Here is an 18,223-nt window from a genome sequence, read left to right as displayed (position 1 = left end):
TCTTTTGGCGGTAGCTTTGGTTAGAATATAAAGAGGATCAGTTCTCCTAATAAACTTCTTTAAAGTTTATTAGGGGTGACCTATTACCAAATTTCATGGATTTTAATGCATGTGCAGCGACATAAAAAGCAGATACCTGCTTTTTATGTCGAACTTACGTTTGCTAAGGCACCTTTCTGGTTTTTTCACCAGTATAAAGCTGACGAGGTCTACCTATTCTTGATTTTGTAGCAACCATTTCCATCCAATGACTCATCCAACCTACTGTACGAGCAAGGGCGAATATTACAGTAAACATATTTGTTGGGATACCAATAGCGCTTAATGTTAATCCTGAATAGAAATCAACATTAGGATAAAGTTTTTTCTCAATAAAATAATCATCTTCAAGAGCAATGCGTTCTAACTCCATGGCGAGCTTGAACAAAGGAGCATCTTTTGCTCCCACAGCTTCTAAAACATCGTAACAAGTTTGACGCATTACTTTAGCTCTGGGATCATAGCTTTTATACACACGATGGCCAAAGCCCATTAAGCGAAATGGATCATCTTTATCTTTTGCTCGTTTAATATAATGTTGAATTCGATCTACACTTCCAATTTCTTTAAGCATGTTTAAGCAGGCTTCATTTGCACCACCATGAGCAGGTCCCCATAATGCCCCAATACCTGCAGAAATGCATGCAAAAGGATTGGCACCTGTTGAACCAGCAAGCCGTACTGTGGAAGTGGATGCATTTTGCTCGTGATCCGCATGTAAAATAAATATAGTATCCATTGCACGTACGAGAACTGGATCAGGAGTTGATTCTTCTGTTGGAACACTAAACATCATATGCAAAAAGTTTTCAGCATAAGACATCTTATTTTGGGGATAAATATAAGGTAATCCTATTGAATATTTATAACTCATAGCCGCAAAAGTAGGCATTTTTGCAACCATACGAATCGCTGAAATAAAGCGATCTTCTGCATTATTCAGATCCATAGTGTCGTGATAGAAAGCAGATAGAGCGCCAACCATTCCTACCATAATTGCCATAGGATGTGCATCACGACGAAAACCATTTAAGAATTGATACATTTGTTGATGTACCATAGTATGGTTATTAATTAAGCCAACAAATTTTCTCTTTTCTTCAGCGCTGGGTAACTCGCCATTAAGCAAAAGATAACTTACATCAAGAAAATCTTTTTTCTCAGCAAGTTGCTCTATTGGATAGCCTCGATAGAGCAAAATGCCTTTATCGCCGTCAATATAGGTAATTTTGGATTCACAGGAAGCAGTAGATAAAAAGCCTTGATCAAAGGTAAATACGCCACGAGCACCCAGTTGTGTGATATCAATCACATCGTTCCCTAAAGTTGGTGTGTAAACGGGTAATTCAAGCGGCTCTTGGCCTTCAATACTGAGTTTAGCTGTTTTTTTAGTCATTGCTACTCCTGATTAAGGATCTTGTTGTTTGTGGGTGGCACTATATACAAAACGAGCACTTACAGTCAATTTTATTATGGTTTAGAATTTGAAAGAATTACAGTAGAAAATAATAAAATTATTGAGATAATGTTGTAGTGCAGCATGCTCCATAATCCTAACTGCTCAATTTGAAATTATAAGTATTTTCCATTTTTCACTTAGTCATATTTAGTACAGACATTTAATTAAGTGCGTCTGTATGCTATTCTTCATCATTAAAATTTTTCATCAAGGATACGTCCAAACTATGGTTTATCTAGCGAAAGAAGTCTTGCCAGTTAATATTGAAGATGAGTTAAAGCAATCCTACCTGGATTATGCAATGAGTGTCATAGTAGGTAGAGCCTTGCCTGATGTACGTGATGGACTTAAGCCTGTTCATCGGCGTGTTCTTTATGCGATGAGTGAGTTAGGTAATGATTGGAATAAGCCTTATAAAAAATCCGCACGTGTTGTAGGGGATGTTATTGGTAAATACCATCCACATGGTGACACAGCAGTTTATGATACGATTGTCCGTATGGCACAGCCTTTTTCTATGCGCTATCTTTTGGTAGATGGTCAGGGTAACTTCGGTTCAGTAGATGGTGATGCTCCAGCGGCAATGCGGTATACCGAAGTAAGAATGTCTAAAGTGGCACATGCTTTGTTAGCTGATTTGGATAAAGAGACGGTTGACTTTAGCCCTAACTATGATGAAACCGAATTTGCCCCTGTAGTATTACCTTCAAGAGTACCTAATTTATTGGTAAATGGTTCTTCAGGTATCGCCGTGGGTATGGCGACTAATATTCCACCTCATAATCTTAGTGAAGTAATTAATGCATGCATCGCTTTGGTTGATGATCCAGAAATTAGTTTAGATGAGATTATGCAAATTATTCCTGGCCCTGACTTTCCTACTGCTGCCATCATTAATGGTAGAGCTGGGATCATTCAAGGCTATCGTACAGGAAAAGGGCGCGCTATTATTCGAGCTCGAACAGAAATTGAAACTGATGAAGATTCGGGTCGTCAATCGATTATCATTACCGAGCTCCCTTATCAAGTAAATAAAGCACGTTTGGTGGAGCGAATTGCTGAATTAGTAAGAGATAAGAAAATTGAAGGAATTTCGGGCCTCAGGGATGAGTCAGATAAGCAAGGAATGCGTGTTGTTATTGAGTTGAAACGACAAGAAATAGCAGATGTGATTCTAAATAACTTATATACACAAACTCAGATGCAAAATGTTTTTGGAATTAACATGGTTGCATTGGTTGATGGACAACCGCGTACTTTGAATTTGAAACAAATTCTAGAGTATTTTATTAAACATAGACGTGAAGTAGTAACGAGAAGAACTTTATTTGAATTGAAAAAAGCGCGAAGTCGCGCGCATTTGTTAGAAGGGTTAGGGATTGCTTTAGCTAATATCGATGAGATGATTGCTTTAATTAAACAATCACCAACTCCTCAAGATGCAAAACAAGCTTTGCTTGCAAAACTATGGCAACCAGGTATGGTTAAAGCGATGTTGGAGCGAGCAGGATCAGATGCATCGCGCCCCGATGATTTGGCTGCTGAGTTTGGTTTGAGTCCCGAAGGTTATAAGTTATCAGAGGCGCAAGCTCAAGCTATTCTTGAATTAAGACTCCATCGTTTAACTGCTTTAGAACAAGATAAAATATTGGCTGAATTCGAAGAGTTATTAGCGCTGATTCGAGAGTTGTTAGAAATATTGGCCTCACCAGAACGATTGATGCAAGTCATTCGTGATGAGCTTGTTGAAATAAAAACTCAATTTGGTGATGAGCGTCGTACTGAGATTATTGAATCTCAAGAAGACTTAACTATTGAAGACTTAATTACAGAAGAGAACGTTGTTGTAACCTTATCGCATCAAGGATATGTTAAGTATCAACCAATTAGCGCATATCAAGCCCAGCGTCGTGGAGGCAAGGGAAAATCTGCTACAAATGTTAAAGACGAAGACTTTGTTTCTCGTTTGGTCATTGCAAGTACACATGATACTTTGCTTTGCTTCTCGAATCATGGAAAGCTTTATTGGTTAAAAGCTTATGAGCTTCCTTTAGCGAGCCGGATTTCTCGTGGTCGACCAATTATTAATATATTACCGCTTGCCGAAGGCGAGGAAATTAATGCCATGTTGCCGGTAAGGGAATATCTGGATGGATATTATGTATTTATGGCAACTAAAAAGGGGACCGTTAAAAAAGTACCTTTAAATGCTTTTAGCAGACCACGCTCTAATGGAATTATTGCTGTAGATCTGGATGAAGATGATAGTTTGGTTGGTGTGGATATTACTGATGGCAGCAAAGATATTATGTTGTTTACTGATGCGGGTAAGGTTGTTCGCTTTGATGAAAGTAAAGTAAGACCTATGGGGCGCACTGCTCGTGGAGTACGGGGTATTCGTATCGAAGAAGAACAAGCAGTAATTTCTTTAGTTGTTGCTCATCTTGACGGAACTATATTGACCGCAACAGAAAATGGGTACGGTAAACGTACTTCAATTGATGAGTATCGCGTTTCTGGACGTGGGGGACAAGGAGTAATTTCAATTCAGGTAAATGAACGTAACGGTAAAGTAGTTCGCTCAGTGCAAGTAACGGATGCAGATGAAGCCATGTTGATCACTGATAAAGGAACGCTAGTGCGTTTTAAAGTCAATGAGCTATCGGTCATTGGTAGAAATACCCAGGGTGTTCGTCTTATTAATGTTAGCTCTGGTGAAAAAGTAGTTGGAATGCAAAAAATTGAGGATTTAGGTGAGGATTCCAATGATGTAAATGATGATATAGTTGAAATTGAAGAAAGTAGTGATGACAACTCGAGTATATAATTTTGGTGCTGGACCTGCGATGCTTCCGGAGTGCATACTCCGAGAGGCCCAGGAAGAATTCCTTGATTGGAAAAACTTAGGTATTTCTGTTCTTGAGATTGGACACCGTAGTTCAGAGTTTATGGCCCTATTAAACCATGCGGAACAAACACTAAGGGAACTACTAACCATCCCGAAAAATTACCAAATTCTTTTTTTAGGAGGGGCTGCTCGTACGCAATTTGCGATGATTCCAATGAATCTTTTGCATCCGAATGAACAAGCAGGTTATATAATCACTGGAATATGGTCACATATAGCTTTTTCTGAAGCACAATATTTAAAAAAAGCATATTGTATCGCCAGTAGTGAAAAAAATTCCTACAAAAATATTCCTAGTGCTAAAGACTGGGAAATCAATGAAAATACCGCTTATGTTTATTATACGGCTAATGAGACGGTTAACGGGGTTCAGTTTCCCTATGTTCCTCCGATTACAGAAATTCCTTTAGTTGCTGATATGACTTCTTCTTTACTTAGTGAGCCTTTAGATGTTAGTAAATTTGGTTTGATTTTTGCGGGTGCGCAGAAAAATATAGCCAATGCAGGTTTAACTATAGTGATTATACGGGATGATTTATTAGAAAGAGCGCCAAATCCTCCTGTGCCAACAATGCTTCATTATAAAACTCAAGCAGAACATCATTCGCTTTATGCTACTCCGCCGGTATTTAATTGTTATTTAGCTGATAAAATGTTTCGCTGGATCAAAGCACAAGGTGGAGTTGATGAAATGTATCGACTCAATTGTCAAAAAGCAACTAAATTATATCAGTATTTAGATAGTTCAGAATTTTATAGTACTGACATCGATAATGATGCTCGCTCTATAGTTAATGTATGTTTTTCTCTTAAAAATACCCGATTAGAAAACGAATTTCTTAGATTGGCGCAGCTAAGAGGTTTATATGCATTAAAAGGCCATAGATTAGTAGGTGGGATTCGTGCAAGCCTATACAATGCTATGCCTATGGCTGGAGTAGATGCTTTAATTGAATTCATGTCTGAATTTGCAAAGGAAAATAGTCTGTGAGAATACACAATTTTATAAGTAAACCTGTTACCTCGATAAAAGGGGAAATTACTGTTCCTGGAGATAAGTCTATATCACATCGCTCTATCATTTTTGGTTCTATCGCAAAAGGAACAACAGTTATTAATGGGTTTCTGGATGGGGATGATTGCATCGCTACTTTGAAAGCATTTCAAGCAATGGGAGTTACCATAGAAGGCCCTGATGAACAGCAGGTAGTGATTTATGGTGTAGGCAAATATGGCTTGAAAAAACCAGAGCAGGTTATTGATTGTGGGAATTCAGGAACCAGTATGCGCCTATTAGCTGGATTATTGGCTGCACAATCTTTTGATAGTCAATTAACTGGAGATGAGAGCCTTTTGAAAAGGCCAATGTTGCGAATTAGCAAACCCCTCGCTTTAATGGGGGCTGGGATTTCAACAGTTGATGGAAAACCACCAATTACTATTAAAGGTGGAAAAAAACTTCATGGAATCGATTATGTAATGCCTGAGGCTAGTGCCCAAGTCAAGTCATGTATTTTGTTAGCAGGCCTTTATGCCGAAGGCGAAACATTGATTACTGAAACAGGGGTGAGTCGTGATCATACAGAACTTATGCTAAAAAATTTTTCTTATCCAATAAATCGCTCAGGAAATACTTTGGCAATTAATTCTGATCATGAGTGTTTAGCTACTGAAGTATATGTTCCTGGCGATATTTCTTCAGCTGCATTTTTCATTGTTGCAGCAACAATTATTCCTGGATCGGATGTCCTTATACGTAATGTAGGTATTAATAAAACCCGTACGGGAATTATTCATATTTTGTTAGAAATGGGAGCAAAGATCACCCTTTTAAATCAGCGCCAACTTGGCGAAGAATGGGTGGCTGATTTGCGTGTTCAATATGCTCATTTGAAAGGAATTAATATATCTGCAAGCATGGTTCCGCTTGCAATTGACGAATTTCCTGTTATTTTTATAGCCGCAGCTTGTGCGCGTGGACAAACTACTCTTCGTGGTGCAAGTGAATTACGCTTTAAAGAAAGCGATCGAATTGCTGCTATGGTTGATGGTCTAAAAAAATTAGGAATTCAAGCAGAGGCATTAGATGATGGCGTTTCCATTGAGGGAGGCACTTTACAAGGAGGTATTGTTGAAAGCAGAGAAGATCATCGTATTGCTATGTCTTTTGCTGTTGCAGGAGCTGTAGCTAGTGCCCCAGTTACTGTTAGAAATTGCGCTAATGTGGCTACCTCATTTCCTTTGTTTGTAGATACAGCCAAGCAACTTCAACTTCAAATAGAGGAAACAGTTGATAATGTACAATGACGATGTACCTGTAATAACCCTAGATGGACCAAGTGGAACTGGTAAAGGAACTTTATGTCAGTTGCTTGCAAAACATCTGAAATGGAATATGCTTGATAGTGGAGCAATTTATCGTGTCTTAGCTTATGCAGCGAGAAAAAATAATATTGCATCCCATGATACAAAACAATTAGTGGTGTTGGCTCGCTCTCTTAATTTGCGTTTTGATTTTTCTGATGAATATGGTTCACGAGCCATTCTTGATAATGTAGATGTCAATCGTGAAATTCGAAGTGAACAATGTGGGCAGGACGCATCTCAGATTGCTGCTATTCCTGAAGTAAGAGAAGCTTTGCTTGAGCGTCAACGTAATTTTGCTCAACCCCCAGGTCTAGTGACAGATGGTAGGGATATGGGCACTGTAGTTTTTCCTGATGCCATTTTGAAAATATTTTTATATGCAAATGCAGACGAAAGAGCAAATAGACGATATTTACAGTTGAAAGAAAAAGGAATTAATGTTAGCCTCGCGCAGGTTGTAGAAGAATTGGCTAAGCGGGATGTAAGGGATACTGCACGAACGCATGCGCCATTGAAGCCTGCAGTTGATGCAGTGCAAATTGATACAACCAGGTTATCCATTGTACAAGTGTTCGATAATGTATTAAACTTAATAAATGAACGTCTATACAGTGTTTAAATGTTTGTTGGGGGAAAGATGAGTGGAACTCATTCTTTCATTTTTTTACTAAAGAGTTTATAAACATGTCTGAAAGTTTCAAAGAATTGTTTGAGCAAAGTATTGCCGGCGCTCAATTTTATCCTGGTGCTATTATTAATGCTAAAGTTATTGGTATTGATAGTGATTATGTCATTTTAAATGCGGGTCTAAAATCTGAAGGAATTGTACCTAAAGAAGAGTTTTATGACAAAGATGGTGCATTGGAAGTAAATTTGGGTGATACGGTTGAAGTAGCCTTGGATTCTGTGGAAGATGGCTATGGCGAAACAATCCTTTCAAGAGAAAAAGCAAAACGTCAGGAAGCTTGGCGTAAATTATCCAAATCACATGAAAACAATGAAACAGTTACTGGACTTATTTCTGGAAAAGTTAAGGGTGGATTTACTGTTGAAATTGGTTCCATACGCGCATTCTTACCTGGCTCATTAGTAGATGTCAGACCTGTAAGAGATCCTTCTTATCTTGAAGGCAAAGAGCTTGAATTCAAAGTAATTAAAATGGATTTAAAGCGTAATAATATTGTGGTATCACGTCGTGCAGTTGTTGAAGAAGAAAGTAGTGCCGATAGACAAGCATTGCTTGAATCCTTACATGATGGTCAAGAACTTCATGGTATTGTTAAAAATCTTACCGACTACGGCGCATTTATTGACCTAGGTGGTATTGATGGTTTACTGCATATTACTGATATTTCTTGGAAGCGAGTGAAGCATCCGAGTGAAGTATTATCCGTTGGTCAGGATATAAAAGTAAAAGTATTAAGTTTTGATAGCGAACGAAACCGTGTTTCTTTAGGTATGAAACAATTAGGGAACGATCCATGGGTTGATCTCGTAGAACGTTATCCTATTGGTAAGAAGTTGCAAGGTAAAGTAACCAATATTACTGATTACGGTTGCTTTGTGGAAATTGAAGAAGGTGTCGAAGGCCTAGTCCACATGTCTGAAATGGATTGGACCAACAAAAACGTACATCCAAGTAAAGTGGTTGCACTTGGTGATGTTGTTGATGTTATGGTTCTTGAAATTGATGAAGAAAGACGCCGCATTTCTTTAGGTATGAAGCAATGTGTTGGCAATCCTTGGCAACAATTTGCTGCAAGTTACAATAAAGGACAAAAAGTAAGTGGTAAGATTCGTTCAATCACTGACTTTGGAATCTTCATTGGTTTAGATGGAGATATCGATGGTTTAGTTCACTTATCTGATATTTCTTGGACAACCCCTGGTGAAGAAGCAGTAAAACAATACAAGAAAGGACAAGAGATAGAAGCGGTTATTCTTGCTATTGACCCTGAGCGTGAGCGTATTTCTTTGGGAGTTAAACAACTTGAAGGGGACAACTTTACAAGTTTTGTTGATGAGTATACTAAAGGCGCAATAGTTAAGGGTACTGTTACTGCTGTAGATCCAAAAACAGTTACTGTAGCATTAGCTGACGATATTACGGGTACAATTCGTGCAAGTGAATTATCTGATGAGCGTGTTGATGATGCTACTACTGTTGTTAAAGAAGGTGATGAAATTGAAGCAAAAATCATAAATGTTGATCGTAAAAATCGCTCAATCACACTTTCAGTAAAAGCAAAAGATGCACAAGATGAAGCAGATGCTATTAAGAAGTACTCCAGAACCGAAGGTTCTTCAACTACAACTTTAGGTGATTTGCTCAAGGAAAAAATGGCTAGTAAAGAAAGTGAATGATTTTTACAGCTAATGAGTTAAAAAGCGTAGATACTTCTACGCTTTTTTATTTTGTTAATCTGGGTGAAATGGAGAATTGCCTAGGTTAATATGGCTATTGTGTTCTGGATGATCTCGGGTTTTGCCCTGAATCTTCTATATAATTTACCGAAAAGCCGCATTTGGTACATCTTGAATAAAAGTGATTCTCAAAAGTGTAGTGTGCTCGTGAGAATTATTTTCGTCCAACCTGAACTCGAATTTGACTTTTCCCCAAGATTTTAACTTGCGACTAAGAGACAGGGTTTTACCCAGGCTACAAAAAAGGAAGACTTCAATGCGCATATTAATGCTAGTTATTTATATTCTTCTTATTGTTATTGGTGTTAGCTTTGCTGCTTTAAATGCGACATCGGTAGATGTTAATTTTTATTTTGAAACAATATCGATGCCTATTTCTATTTTGATGACGATTATGTTGGGGATTGGTGTTTTAATAGGTTTTATACTTTTTATAGCGCGCTATTGGCGTTTAAAATCAGAGTGTCATAAACTCAAAAATCAATTAAAATTAACCGAAAAAGAAATTAAGAACTTACGTTCAATTCCATTGCAAGATCAACATTAGTTTTATTATTATAAGTATAACATGTACAGAGGAGGGTAATAATGATTGATTTATGGCCATTACTATTGCCTGCCGCTGCTTGGTCGGGTTGGTGGATGGCGAATCGTAGCAAATCAAAAGATATTCCAAATCTTTCTAATCGTTTATCTCGTGAGTATGTTGTAGGACTGAACTATTTATTAAATGAGCAATCTGATAAGGCTGTTGATATATTTATTAAGTTATTAGAAGTAGACAGTGATACGGTCGAAACACATCTTGCCTTAGGAAGTTTATTCAGACGTCGTGGAGAAGTTGATCGGGCTATTCGTATTCATCAAAATTTAATTGCTAGACCTCAATTAAGTCTGGTGCAAAAAAAAGAATCTTTAATGGCTTTAGGCCAAGATTATATGAGTGCGGGTTTATTCGATAGGGCAGAGCGAATTTTTTTAGAAGTGGTTGAATTGGGTGGTTCTAAAGAAACCAGTAGTTTGCATGGTTTGCTGGCGATTTATCAACAAGAAAAAGCTTGGGAAAAAGCGTTAGATGTAATTAAAAAATTAGAAATTACAACGGGTACAAGTTTTCATCATCAAGCTGCCCATTATTATTGTGAGATGGCAAGTCAGGCATTAAAAACTAACTCTTTAGACAAAGCAGCTTATTGTATCAAACAAGCAATAAATGTTGATGTGGCTTCTGTTCGTGCGAGTTTAATGCATGCGAGCTTGGAAATGAAAGAGGGACGTTACAAACAAGCAATACGCTCATTAAAAAAGGTTCCTCAGCAAGATGCTGATTTTTTAACAGAGATTATTGAACCTTTAGTTTTATGTCATAAAGAATTAGATACCATGGATGAGTGTATCAAATATCTTGAGCAGACTTTGGCAGATAATCCTCGAGCTTCAGTAATTTTTGTTATAGCGGAATATTTAAAACAACAAAAAAATATGGATGCAGCTATAGATTTTGTAGCTGATAATTTGAGTAAACATCCATCGATACGCGGTTTAAACCAATTAATTTATTGGCATCTTGAATCTGCTCATGGAAAAGTACGCGACAAATTACAAATGCTCTATGATATAACTAGCAAATTTTTAGACAATAAGCCAGTATATCGATGTATACACTGCGGGTTTGGTGGAAAACATTTACATTGGCATTGCCCTAGTTGTAAAAACTGGGGAAGAATGAAGCCAGTCCATGGCTTGGAAGGGTATTAACTATTTTTAAGAGACTATGATGCAATTTATCGATTTAAAAAGACAATATTCAATAATTGAACACGATATTTTAAACAGCATAAAAAATGTTTTGAACCATGGCCAATATATCATGGGGCCTGAAATAGCCCAATTTGAAAAGCAATTGGCTGAATTTGTTGGGGTGAAACATGTTATTGTCAATTCAAGTGGGACTGATGCTCTGTTAATGGCACTCATGGCTTTGGAAATTCAGCCTGGAGATGAAATCATTACTACGCCTTTTAGTTTTTTTGCTACTACTGAGGTGATCAGTTTATGTCAGGCTAAGCCAGTTTTCGTGGATATTGATCCACTCACCTATAATATGGATCCCAATCAATTAGAAAATGCTATTACCAATAAAACTAAGGCCATAATGCCTGTTGGGTTATATGGTCAATGTGCTGATCATGATGAAATCAATGTTATCGCTGAAAAATATGGCATTCCAGTAATTGAAGATGCAGCCCAAAGTTTTGGAGCAACATATAAAGGACGATACTCTTGTGCTTTATCCACAATTGGATGTACAAGTTTTTTCCCATCTAAGCCTTTAGGCGGCTATGGAGATTCAGGAGCATGTTTTACTAATGATGATGCATTAGCGCAAAAGCTCATTGAAATAAGAATTCATGGCCAAAATGCACGTTATTGTCATAATCGTATTGGCATTAATGGGCGGATGGATACGATTCAGGCCGCTGTTCTAATTGAAAAAATGAACCTTTTCCCTGATGAAATCATTATGCGGCAAAGGGTTGCTAAAGCATATGATCAAATGCTATCGCCTTTAGTAAGAACACCATTTATTCATAATTATAATACTAGTGTATATGCACAATACACTATTGAAGTAAATAATCGAGATGCCTTTCAAAAAGCAATGCAAGAATTAGGAATTCCTACGGCAGTACATTATCCTGTACCCTTGCATCAGCAAACTGCCATGGCCTATTTAGGTTATAAAATAGGTGATTTTCCTCATGCAGAGCAAGCAAGTCGTCGTGTTATTAGCTTACCTATGCATCCTTATTTACAAGAAGCAGAGCAAAGCAGAGTCGTTGCAGCAGTTAAAAAAGCTTTAACACTGTACGAAGAAGAGGTAATGGTATAAATGTCACCTAAATTAATTGTTGCTTTAGATTTTAATACAGAGATAGATGCTTTAAATTTAATAGAAAAACTCGATCCCCATCATTGTGCCTTGAAAGTAGGAAGTGAACTTTTTACTTCATTTGGAACTCAATTTGTAAAGCAATTGGTTCAAAGACAATTTAAAGTTTTTTTGGATTTAAAATTTCATGATATCCCCAACACTGTTTCAAAAGCATGTAAAGCTGGCGCTGATTTAGGTGTTTGGATGATGAATGTGCATGCAGCAGGCGGTCCAAGCATGATGCACGCCGCAAGGGATGCGATTGAGTCTTATGGTGTTGATAGACCTTTATTAATTGCAGTAACTGTTCTTACGAGTTTTAATCAGAATGAATTGAGTACTATAGGTATTAATATACCCATAATAGAACAAGTAAAAAAATTAGCAGTACTAGCAAAAGAATCAGGTTTGGATGGGGTTGTTTGTTCTGCTCAGGAAGTAAAAGTCATAAAAAGTATCTGTGATGTTCAATTTATAACGGTTACGCCAGGTATACGTTTGGATACAAGCCCCAAAGATGATCAATCAAGAGTAATGACACCAAAGCAAGCCGTGGAAGCTGGTAGTGATTATTTAGTAGTTGGTCGCCCGATAACACAAGCGGAAGAGCCTCAAAAAGTTATCTCTGAAATTTTAAAAGATATAGCTTGACTTTTTAGTTATCTCGCTAAATTCTTTTAAAGAGTTTTTGAGATCTATTTATGCCTCGTATATTGTAGCCAGGGTGCCGCGTAGCGAAACTCTGGCTATAATGCATCACAAACAATGTGAAAGATCCCATCGTGACCTGTTACATAAATTTAGATTCTTAAGGCCCAATGATCCTTGGTAAGATTTTTACTCTTGCTGATTTAATTTGACAAACTCAAAATTGCTTTTTTTCTTTGTGAGTAATCTTAAAGTACTTAACCCAATTTGTTATGTATCTAGGGATATATTGCATTAATGCACCCCTATCAAAAGGGTGTATGGATTTTTATTGCAAATTTTTAATCCTGTCAATAATTTATTTTTACTATTTAATTTCTGAGTAATTTGTGTTAATTATATTTGTGATGGATAAAAAAATAAAAACAATGCTCATAAATTAACAGCTAAATATAGGTGATGAAAAAATAGAATAGGCTCGAGATAAATAAAGCAAAATTTTTCAGATTTAGGGATTATCATAACTTAAGGATAAGTAATGACACCACAACATATAATTAGCCAGCTGCTTGAGTCTGACTCTTCCCAATACCTCAAAAACCTAGAATTATTAAAAAAAATTATTATTATTTCCTACTTAGGGCGTTTGCAAATTAATGGTTTGCCACCAGACAATCAAATTGCTTTAGGTAATTATTTATTCGATAACGAGCAATTAATATTTGACTTTACGCGCTTAAGTGATGAAAAAAAAGCCATATTTATGCAATGGTTTTTGGAGCCTCATCAAAAGGAAAAAACTAAAAACTTTTTAAGTGGCTCTACTGTAAATGAATATCGTGGATTTACTGCAGAAGTTTCTTTAACGTGGTGGGGTAGAATAAAAAGCTGGGTTGAAGGTACGTATCTAGAGTATTGGAAAATAAGTGATTTAAATTTATCACTGAAAAATATATCTCAGTATAAGTTGACTGGAATTGAAATGTGTCATGGAAGTCATGGAATATTAATTGGCTTTCATCAATTTCTTGTTCCTGGAACAGGAACAAAATATAAAGATCCCAACGATCCTCAGCAAGAGCCCTTGGGAAATACAAAAAGAGTTTTTATCACTGATAAACTTGTTGACCGGCTTATTGCTTTAAATACTAAAAATATTAAATTTGAATCCATATGTAAGAATCCACATCCGCAGTCTATAGAGGTAACTGATCCGCAAGAACGACTTGATAAAATGTATGATTACCGAAAAATGCAGAGGTTTATGTCACTTAAACCTTGGTATATACGTATGTGGAGTTGGTTATTACCTTGGTTAACTGAAGAAAAAGAGAAAAGTAAATCAATTAAAGAAAAACAAATTGTTCCATTGCATGAAACAAAGAAATTAGAAATATTTCGTTTCTTAAAATCACATCAGATTCTAGTTCGAGAAAAAAAACCGAATATAGAAAATATCGTTTTTTGTGGTGGTGGCGCTAAAATTTATGCGCATGTTGGCGTTTGTAAAGCTCTCAATGAAGCTAAAATTTATCCTGAAAAATTTGCCGGTAGCTCAGCAGGCGCGATTATGGCATTAATGTGTTATTTAGGTTATTCAGGAGTTGAAATTGAAGAGTTATTTAAGCATTTTAAACACGAACATTTAGTTCATTTTGATATTAATCTCAATGGAATTTCAGAGGCACATTCATTAAAAACAGCTTTAGATTTTGCAATTGCATATAAATTGAATCAAATTGTTACCAAATATCAAATTCCATATCCGGATGGAAAAATTACTTTTGCTACTTTAGAAATGATCCGACAAAAGTGTCCTGGTTGTGGAATTGGTAAGGAATTAGTTGTTACTGCCACTAATAAGCGACAAGGTAGCACACGTTACTTTTCGTTAGTTCGTTCACCAAGTTTTGAAGTCAGTGAAGCAGTTAAAATTTCAGCAAGTTTTCCTATAGTATACCGATCGACGCTTATTGATGGAGAAGAGCATAATGATGGTGGGGTATTAAATAACTTTCCTACAGAAGCATTTTTTGATGATCATTCTACATTACTCGAATCTGAATATGGCAATAATCTAAAAGTATTAGCAGTGAAATTTGATGATGGACCAGAAAGAAAAGCAATAGATCGTGTTATGGATAGAGTCTATAGAGAAAATGTTATTCTTAATGGAATTTACACGTTACTTACAGGTGTGAGTGATCCTGCCAGTGGTTGGGAACGAGATCGATTGAAATTAAGAAAATACGCGTGTCAATCGATAGTGATTAATGTAGATAACGTATCAAGTTCTTCTTTTTCAGTCAGTGAAAAAAGTAGAAAGGAAATGATTGCGTCAGGTTATACAGAAACCCTCAACTATTTAAATATGCGTTATCATAAAAATGAATTGCAGGAATATGAAAACGAAGAATATATGTATTCAACATTTAGCTCATTAGGTGAATTGCTTTCCTATTGCTGTTATAGAGGAGATAAGTATTGGTTTGATGTTGTCTATCAACTTATTGAAGAGTCTACTGCTCCGAATCAAAGTGAATTAATGAAACAAGCAGAAGAGTTAAAAGCTCTTTATTTTAATCCGCCAAATTCCATATCTCAAATTCCTAAGCATGAAGAGAACTCTTTTACCTTTTTTGGTAATGAAGCGCCACAATCATCTCTATTAACAATTCAATCAGAAAATCATAAAATTTTATTAGCAGTGTTTCCTATCTTTTTAAAATTATCCCAGGATCTTTTGAAAGACAGTGTTGATAAAAAAGCTTTTGATGATGCGCGCCATTCTTTTTCATTAAAGTCTCCTTTTGCTTGTTTGAAGCATTTTGCAAAAATTCGCAAGGAAGCACACGTGATTATTCATATTGTGGTTAATTTGTTAAAAGAACTGAAAGAAAATCCAAGTGAAAATGTATATAATGCATTAAATCAAGTATTGCAGTGGCTCACCTCGGGTAAGAATATTTATAAAGAAGAATATTTTGCGCGCTGGGATTTGACTTTTTCACAAAGCATACGGCTATTAAATGCAATAAGTGATAACTCACATCCTCATTTTCGTTTAATTCGCTCCTTAAGTAGAAAATGCGAGCCTATGCAACGTGTAGTTTCAGGGGTTTTTTGTGAGGATTATGATGATTTTGAACGCGAAGAAGCATTTTCTTATACTGTTTAATATTTGAGTCGCCAAAATAATTTATTGATGCAAGCTCCAAATTAAGGAATAAAATAAAATTAACCGTGTTTTTATAAAAGCAATAGGATTTACTTTGCTTGAATTGCTTATCACTATGACTTTGTTTGCAAGTTTATTAATTATTGGTGTAAGTTCATATGGGTATTTTACGCGAAAAAATGAGCAGCAGATAATAATCGATGAGCTACGAAATGCAATGCAGTATGCAAAGGTACAAGCAATGATAAGGGGTAACTCTGTGTTCCTTATGCCATTAGATGCTTCATTGAATTGGTCTAAAGGCATGATTTTGAATTCCCAGAATAAACAAACAAATCAAGTAGAGTTAATTTTTCAATGGCAATGGAATCATCCACGCTGGAGTTTAAATTGGATGGGTGTTAGCTCAAATAAGAAAATTGTTTTTTCTAATAATCCAACTCAAGCAATGTGTAGCGGCCATTTTAGTTTGATAAATAATAATACTCATGAACAAATTACGCTTATTTTAAATAGATTAGGTAGAATAAGAGTAAGTAATAACTTGTCCCCAAAGCAGTAATTTTGTAAGATCATACTGAAATATATTTTGTAATTAATCAAAGTCCATGCCTATCAATACTAATTCTATTTTTGTAATTAATGTGCAGAGCCCTGAAAATCTCAAAAAATGGCTGAATTACCAAGCATCGTTAACTGAGAGATTGCAAAAAATCAAGGGTGAGGCACAGCTTGAACTTATTTCTCAACAGTGGGTAAATACAGATTGGTGGGATCAAAATGTCTTACAGATTCAAGAGGAATCTGTTTTCAAGCGCGACATCATCATGAAAAGTCAAGGAGTCTCTTATTGGTTTGCTCGAAGTATTATTCCTAAGAAATGTTACGAGCTTGAGCCTTCTTTTTTTGACCGTTTAAAAAATGAATCAATAAAAAATTTAATCTTTGGAAACAATAAAGTACAACGTATCAATGGAGCAAATTATGCAATTGATCACCATTGTATTGAGTTTTATTGGGTGAAAAAGAATATTAATACTGTTGAAGGTATTCTATGGGTACGACTGGCTGAGTTTTCTTTTCAACAACGCGAATCTTTTTATATAGCAGAGATAATGCTTCCTGAACTAGAGTTTGTTTTATGAAGTGGGGCGCGTATTGGCGTTTAATGCGTTTTGATAAACCAATAGGAATTTTCTTACTTTGGTTTCCAACAGCTTGGGCATTATGGCTTGCTAATAAAGGGATGCCTAATTTTAAACTTTTAGCATTTTTTGTGTGTGGTACTGTATTGATGCGTGCTGCAGGCTGTATCATCAATGATGTAGCAGACAGAAATATTGATAAACACGTCATGCGAACTCAATTTCGACCATTAACCGCTGGTGAAGTAAGCTTGACTGAAGCATTTATTTTATTAGCCTTGTTGCTTTTAACCGCATTATATATATTGGTTCAGCTGCCTAAAAACTGCTTTTATATAGGACTAATCGCTCTTTTCATCTCTTTTGTTTATCCTTTTTGTAAACGTTTTCTAAATGCACCACAACTAGTTCTTGGATTTGCATTCTCTATGGGAATTCCTATGGCATTTGTGGCTTCAAATGTGTCTTTAAACAGTGAGTTTTTTTTATTATTTCTTATCAATTTTGCTTGGATTTTGGCATACGATACCATGTACGCTATGACGGATAAAATAGATGATTTGCGTATAGGTGTGAAATCTACGGCGATTTATTTTGCGAGCTACGATCGATTAATTATTGGTTTATTACAAGGTATATTTCATGGTTTATGGTTATTTTGGGCTATTATCAATCAAGTAAATTTATTGTTTTACCTTTTTTGGCTGACAGCAACTTTAGTTTTAATTTATCAACAAAGACTAATTTATAAACGAGAACCTCAAAGTTGTTTTAAAGCCTTTATTGTCAGTGTTTATTATGGCGCTTTAATGTGGTTGGCGCTTGGCGTGAGTATTTAATAATTACTTTGAATTTCTGTGTCTGTATTTTTTTAAAAAGCTCTTTAATTGTTTATCATGTGAATTAATTTGATTAATAAGTCCCCAAAATATCTAATTAATTGGATTTATATGCCATGCCAAATTGATAAATAGTCTATTTTTTAATGAATTAGCAGCAAATGCAGGAAAATAGGAGTGTTTTTTTCTAAAGGAGTAATAGGTCACTGGTGATTAGCAAAAACCAAAGATTTTTTCCCGGAGAAATGATCCATCAAAATCTGCGAGCAAACATCAAAGGC

14 protein-coding genes are annotated in these 18,223 nt (G+C 36.0%); 13 read left to right on the top strand and 1 reads right to left on the bottom strand.

The window, feature by feature from the left end; translation table 11 throughout:
• Positions 1–163 precede the first annotated feature (163 nt).
• Positions 164–1,435 (bottom strand): citrate synthase, encoded by a 1,272-nt coding sequence (gltA, locus tag Lsan_RS00070; protein WP_058512506.1) that lies wholly within the window; start codon positions 1,433–1,435, stop codon positions 164–166.
• Positions 1,436–1,724: 289 nt separating this feature from the next.
• On the opposite strand from gltA, the gene gyrA reads away from it, so the two are divergent.
• The 13 genes from gyrA (at position 1,725) to ubiA (ending at position 17,942) form a co-directional block, all read left to right on the top strand.
• A complete protein-coding gene (gyrA, locus tag Lsan_RS00065) occupies positions 1,725–4,325 on the top strand; it encodes a DNA gyrase subunit A (protein ID WP_058512505.1) in 2,601 nt (866 codons plus the stop codon).
• Positions 4,306–5,397, top strand: coding sequence for a 3-phosphoserine/phosphohydroxythreonine transaminase (serC, locus tag Lsan_RS00060; protein WP_058512504.1), 1,092 nt, complete (start codon positions 4,306–4,308; stop codon positions 5,395–5,397). The genes gyrA and serC overlap by 20 nt, the downstream gene beginning before the upstream one ends.
• A complete protein-coding gene (aroA, locus tag Lsan_RS00055) occupies positions 5,394–6,713 on the top strand; it encodes a 3-phosphoshikimate 1-carboxyvinyltransferase (protein ID WP_058512503.1) in 1,320 nt (439 codons plus the stop codon). Before serC ends, aroA begins: the two co-directional genes overlap by 4 nt.
• On the top strand, positions 6,703–7,392 hold the full coding sequence (gene cmk, locus Lsan_RS00050) for a (d)CMP kinase (protein ID WP_058512502.1): 690 nt from the start codon (positions 6,703–6,705) through the stop codon (positions 7,390–7,392). The genes aroA and cmk overlap by 11 nt, the downstream gene beginning before the upstream one ends.
• A 65-nt stretch (positions 7,393–7,457) precedes the next feature.
• The gene (gene rpsA, locus Lsan_RS00045) at positions 7,458–9,137 is read left to right on the top strand and encodes a 30S ribosomal protein S1 (RefSeq protein WP_058512501.1); all 1,680 of its coding nucleotides are present in this window, start codon (positions 7,458–7,460) and stop codon (positions 9,135–9,137) included.
• Between the two features lie 316 nt (positions 9,138–9,453).
• Entirely contained in the window at positions 9,454–9,744 is a 291-nt protein-coding gene (locus tag Lsan_RS00040; protein ID WP_058512500.1) for a LapA family protein, read from the top strand.
• A 41-nt stretch (positions 9,745–9,785) separates the two neighbouring features.
• On the top strand, positions 9,786–10,955 hold the full coding sequence (gene lapB, locus Lsan_RS00035) for a lipopolysaccharide assembly protein LapB (protein WP_058512499.1): 1,170 nt from the start codon (positions 9,786–9,788) through the stop codon (positions 10,953–10,955).
• A gap of 19 nt (positions 10,956–10,974) precedes the next feature.
• Entirely contained in the window at positions 10,975–12,090 is a 1,116-nt protein-coding gene (locus tag Lsan_RS00030; protein WP_058512498.1) for a DegT/DnrJ/EryC1/StrS family aminotransferase, read from the top strand.
• On the top strand, positions 12,091–12,783 hold the full coding sequence (gene pyrF, locus Lsan_RS00025; protein ID WP_058512497.1) for an orotidine-5'-phosphate decarboxylase: 693 nt from the start codon (positions 12,091–12,093) through the stop codon (positions 12,781–12,783). It begins immediately after the preceding gene.
• A 535-nt stretch (positions 12,784–13,318) separates the two neighbouring features.
• Entirely contained in the window at positions 13,319–15,958 is a 2,640-nt protein-coding gene (gene vpdC / locus Lsan_RS00020; protein WP_058512496.1) for a Dot/Icm T4SS effector VpdC, read from the top strand.
• Between the two features lie 58 nt (positions 15,959–16,016).
• Complete coding sequence (locus tag Lsan_RS00015) at positions 16,017–16,520, top strand: GspH/FimT family pseudopilin (RefSeq protein WP_420324274.1); 504 nt, start codon at positions 16,017–16,019, stop codon at positions 16,518–16,520.
• Between the two features lie 46 nt (positions 16,521–16,566).
• Positions 16,567–17,103 carry a chorismate--pyruvate lyase family protein gene (locus Lsan_RS00010; RefSeq protein WP_058512494.1) on the top strand — a complete coding sequence of 179 codons (537 nt, stop codon included), beginning with the start codon at positions 16,567–16,569 and terminating at the stop codon, positions 17,101–17,103.
• Complete coding sequence (gene ubiA, locus Lsan_RS00005; protein WP_083505052.1) at positions 17,100–17,942, top strand: 4-hydroxybenzoate octaprenyltransferase; 843 nt, start codon at positions 17,100–17,102, stop codon at positions 17,940–17,942. The genes Lsan_RS00010 and ubiA overlap by 4 nt, the downstream gene beginning before the upstream one ends.
• The last annotated feature ends 281 nt before the right edge of the window (positions 17,943–18,223 follow it).

The sequence above is a fragment of the Legionella santicrucis genome (assembly GCF_001468135.1).
GTDB classification, from domain to species: Bacteria; Pseudomonadota; Gammaproteobacteria; order Legionellales; family Legionellaceae; genus Legionella; species Legionella santicrucis.
Note: the sequence above shows the minus strand (reverse complement) of the source record. Positions and strands in the feature narration are given on the sequence as shown.